This is a genomic window from Hyalangium sp., assembly GCF_035629615.1.
Classification (GTDB): Bacteria; Myxococcota; Myxococcia; order Myxococcales; family Myxococcaceae; genus Hyalangium.
The window spans coordinates 1-5,143 of sequence record NZ_DASPHO010000399.1 but is presented as its reverse complement, the minus strand read 5'-3'; the positions used below and the strand labels follow the sequence as shown (position 1 = coordinate 5,143).

The 5,143-nt window shown below is 70.1% G+C and carries 1 protein-coding gene; it reads right to left on the bottom strand.

All coding sequences use genetic code 11. The features are described 5' to 3' along the window. Window positions 1–5,143, bottom strand: a 5,143-nt coding sequence (locus tag VD972_RS20580) for an SDR family NAD(P)-dependent oxidoreductase (RefSeq protein WP_324989560.1), incomplete at both ends; no start/stop codon positions are given.

Below are 5,143 nucleotides of genomic sequence, written 5' to 3'. Positions count from 1 at the left end.
CACCACCTTGCTCCCAGCTCCCTGGGCTCCCCCTACTCCCCATGCGCTGTTCGGTCGCGACTCACCCTTTGCCCACGCTCGCAGCCGCTCCGCTACCTCTTCCCCGCTGCTTCCCACCACCGCCAGCCGGTGCTCGTGCTGTCCACGGCCCACTCCCGCCGTGTAGCACCCGTCCCTCAGCTGCTGGGCCGTACCTCCCTCCACCCACCCCGCGTAGGACTCCGCCAAAGCCTTCAGCGCCTCCGCGCTGCGCGCACTCACCGGCAGCAGGTACGGTCCGCCCGCCTCCGCCTCGGCCACCCCTTCCTCCTCCCTCTGCGGCGCCTCCTCCAACACCACGTGTGCGTTCGTCCCGCTCAACCCGAACGAGCTGACTCCCGCCACTCGCCGCCGGCTCCCCGCCTTCCACTCCAGTTCCTGCGTCGGGATGACAAACGGCGTGCCCTCCAGCGACATGCGCGGGTTGAGCGCCTGGAAGTGCAGGTGCCTCGGTATCCTCTCGTGCTTCAGCGCCTGCACCACCTTGATCAAACCTGCGATCCCCGCCGCGCTCTCCAGGTGCCCGAGGTTCGTCTTCACTGAGCCCAGCACGCACCTGGCCCCATCGGCTCGCGGCTGCCCCAGGACTTCCTTGAGCGCCTCGAACTCGATCGGATCTCCCAACGAGGTGCCCGTGCCGTGGGCCTCGATGTAGTCCACGGACGAAGCGGGGACGCCCGCGGCCTCGAGCGCCGTGCGCAACAGCGCTTGCTGCGACAGCACGTTGGGCGCTGTCAGGCCGGTGGAGCGCCCGTCCTGGTTGACCGCCGAGCCACGAATGACCGCGTGGATGGGGTCCCCGTCCCTCACCGCATCGGACAGGCGCTTGAGGACCACTACGCCACAGCCCTCGCCACGCACGAAGCCGTTGGCCCGAGCGTCGAACGTGCGGCAGTGGCCATCCGGCGACAGCGCCTGAAGCCGGGCCACGCTCTCCATGGAGCGTGGGGACAAGAGAAGGTTGACGCCCGCGGCGATGGCCTGCTCGCTCTCGCCGTTGCGCAGGCTCTGGCAAGCCAGGTGGATGGCCACCAGCGACGAGGAGCACACCGTGTCCACCGACAGGCTGGGGCCCTGCAGCCCCAGCAGGTAGGAGATGCGGCCTGCCGCGAACGCATTCCCCGTTCCCGTCGTGGAGTACAGATCCAGTCGATCCAGCGGCTGCGCCAGCGTCTCCACGAGGTAGTCCGGGTTCATGAGCCCCACGAACACTCCCGTCCTACTGCCGACGAGGCGCTCGGGAAGCTGGTGAGCGTCCTCGAGCGCCTCCCAGGTGACCTCCAGCAGCAGCCGGTGCTGCGGGTCCAGTCCCGTCGCCTCGCGCGGCGAGATGCCGAAGAAGGCCGCGTCGAAGCCGTCCACCGAGTCGAGCAAGGCCGCCCACTTCGCTCCCTGGCCCTGCGGCTGAGCGCCTCCAGGCCACCGCGATGAGGGGATCTCCTTGACCGCGTCCACTCCCTGCTCGAGTGCCTTCCAGAATGCCTCGGGGTTGCTGCCGCCTCCTGGGAAGCGGCACCCCATGCCCACGATCGCGATCGGCTCGGCCTTGCCGGAGGCGGGCGAGGGGCGAGCCGCTTCTGCTACGGGCCGGGCCTGTACGAGCGACTGGGGTGCTGCCGCCCTATCGCCCTCCAGGGTGGCTTCGAACTTCGCGCTCAGGTTCTCCGCGAGGGTATCGAGCGTCGGGTACGTCCACACCAGGGTCGCCGGGAAGCGCAGCCCCAGACCCGCCTCGAGCCGGTTGCGCAGCTCCAGCCCCATCAGCGAGTCCATGCCCAGCCCGCGCAGCGGAGCGTGTGGATCAATCGACGCGGCCTCCAGGCGCAAGACCCACGCCATCTGCTCGCGGACGAACTGCCGCACCAGCGCTGGCCGCTCCGCCGGAGTTGCCGCCCGCAGCTTCTCTCGCACCGCGCTCTTCTTGCCCTGCACCTTGCGGGAGGAGGAGCTGGAGAGCAGCGAGGACAGTCGCCGCGAGCCCGCTACTTGCGGGTAGAACTCGAACCACTGGCGCGCATCGAGATCCACCAGCGCCACCTGCGAGGTGCGCAGGCCCAGCGCCTTCTCCAGCAGCTCCACGCCCTCCTGGGGCTTGAAGCTCCGAATGCCACGGACCTCGAGCCGAGCGCCGCGGTTCTCCTGAGCCGCCGCGAGTCCCACCTCGGCGAAGGTGCCCCAGTTGATGCTCAGCGCGCGCTGGCCCTTGGAGCGCAGCCGCCGCGCCTGCGCGTCCAGGAACGCATTGGCCGCCGCGTAGTTGGCCTGCCCTGGCGAGCCCAGCACGGCCACGACGGACGAATAGAGAACGAAGAAGTCCAGCGGCTGCGAGGCCGTGAGCGCCTCCAGGTTCAGTGCGCCCTCCACCTTGGGCGCCAGCACCCGCCGCAGGCTCTCCACGCCTTGGTTCAGCAGCAGCCCGTCTTCCAGGACACCCGCCGCATGCACCACGCCCTTGAGCGAGGGCAGACCCTCGGCACGCGCTTGCTGCAACACCCGCTCCAACTGCGCCGCGCTCGCCACGTCCGCGCGACCCACCACCACGCGCGCTCCCTGCTGCTTCAGCTCCTCAACGGACTGGCGCTGCTCCTCCGTCGCCGCTCCCTGCCGTCCCACCAGCACCAGGTTCTTCGCACCTCGGCTCACCAGCCACTTCGCCGCCGCCAGCCCCAGCCCTCCCAGGCCTCCTGTGAGCAGGTACGTCCCCTCCTCCACCACCGGCACGCTCTCGATCGTGCTCACCGGGCGGCGACGCAGCCGGCCCACATAGCGGAGGCTCCCCTTCAGCAGGACCTCCTCTTCCGTGCCACCTGCCAGCACCTCAGCTACCAGCTCCGCGGCCTTCTCCTCACCGGAGAGATCCACCCGCGTACAGACCAGCTCGGGGTGCTCGTACACCACCGTCCGGCCCAGGCCCCACACCGCCGCCTGCGCGGGCCGGACCTCCACCGTCTCCTCTTCCAACGCCTGCGCGCCTCGCGTCACCAGCCACAGCCGCGGCACCTCGCGCAGTCCGGCTCCCGCCAGCGCCTGCACCCAGTGCAGCGCTCCGGTGTAGCCCCTCACCGTCTCCTCGACCTCGGCCGCTCCGTCCTCGCGCGGAACCAACAGCAGCACCCCCTTCACGCCCTCGCCACCCACGCACTCGCCCACCACGGCCGCGAAGTCCTCCGCGCGCTTCCAATTCACCCCGTACCGCCCCTCCCCCTGGCGCTCGTACTTTGCAGCCTCCTCCACCCTCACCACCTGCTGCCCTCGCTCCTCCAGCGCTCCGGCGACCCGCTCCAGCCACGCGCCCTGCTGCCCGTACACCACCCACCGCCCCGCTCCTCCAGCAGGCCCCTTGCCCTCGCGCTCCTGCGGGCGCCACGCCACCTCGTGCACCCACTCCTTCCAGGCCTCCTCCTCCACACGCCCGCTCAGCATGCTCTCCCTGCGGGCCTGCTTGAGCACCAGTCCCTCTACCTCCGCCACCACCTCGCCCTGCGCCGTGTACAGGCGCACGTCCCCGATGCACGTCTCCTCCGTCACTTCCCTCACCACCGCGTGACACCACACGGGGCCTGCCGCTCGCCCATGGAAGCGCAGGCGCTCCATCGCGAACGGCACGAACGTCTTGTCCGGCTCGCGCGCCCCCATCGCCGCCAGCAGTGTCTGTGCGCACGCGTCCAGCTCCACCGGGTGCAACGGCATCCCCTCCGCCTTCAACCCGTCGGCCAGCCGAAGCTCCGACACCGCTTCGCTCGGGCCTCGCCACAGCCGGCCCAGGCTCTGGAAGTTCGTCCGAAGGTCGATCTCGCGCCGCTGCAACTCGCCATACACCGCGCCCGGCGACACCTCCTCCGAACACCGCGCCCGCGCCTGCTCCAGCGTTGTCCCGGGGACCTGCTCACTCGACAGCCGCAGCCGCCCTCCCGCGTGCCTCCTCCACTCCTCCCCTTCACCTGCCAGGCTGCTGCTCGAGACCGTGTACTCCTCCTCCCCCTCTTCTGGCGTCATCAGCAGGTGCAGCCGCACCGTCTCGTTCTCTGCCAGCGGCAGCGACCCGGAGATCTCCACACCCTCCAGCGTCACCCCTCGCGGCCCGAATGCCTCCGCCGAGGCCGACAGCATCGCCGCCACATGGAAGGCCCCCGGTACCACCACCTCCCCGAAGACCCGGTGGTCATCTAGGTACCTCTGCCGGACCGCTCCCACGCCTGAGACGAACTGCAGATCGCGGCTCGGGCTCTTCACTCGCTGCCCGTGCAGCGCATGTCCCGATGGCCCGAGTTCCTCGCCGCTCGTCTCCGCCTGCTCCAACCAGTAGCGCTTGTGGTTCCACCGGTAGGTAGGAACCGCGACGAAGTGCCCGGTGGGGTAGAGCTTGCGCCAGTCCACTGCGAGGCCCGCCGCGTACAGCCGCCCCAGCGACTCCAGCATCCGCTCCCGCTCCGGCTGCTCCCTCCTCAGACTGCCCACCACCACGCCCCGCTGATCTCCCCCTTCCCCGCGCAGCGTCGGCTCGATCGCCGGCACCAGGATCGGATGCGGGCTCAGCTCCACGAACAGCGTGTGCCCCGTCTGCTTCAGCTTCTCCACCGCCGGCCCGAACATTACCGGCTCCCTCAGGTTCTTCACCCAGTACCCGGCGTCGAACCCGCTGCCATCTACCTGCTCCACGCTCACCGTCGACAGCACCGGCACCCGGCCTGCTCGAGGCTTCACCTCCTGGAGCGCCTCCAGAAGCTCTTGCCTCAGCACGTCCATCTGCGGACTGTGCGAGGCCACGTCCACCTTCACCCGCCGGCAGAACACTCCCTCTGCCTCCAGCCCTTTCACCAGCTCCTCCAGCCCCTCCACCTCTCCACTGAGCACCGTGCTGCTGGCGCTGTTGCTCACCGCCACACTGACTCGACCCTCGTGGCCCTTCACCCGCTGCTGCGCCTGCTCCAGCGTCAGCTCCACCACCGCCATCGCGCCCTTGCCGCTCACCTTCCTCAAGAGCCGGCTGCGCACGCAGATGACTCGCGCCGCATCCTCCAGGCTCAGCGCTCCGGCCACACACGCCGCCGCCACCTCCCCCATGCTGTGGCCCACCACCGCATCCGGCTCCACTCCCCACGCC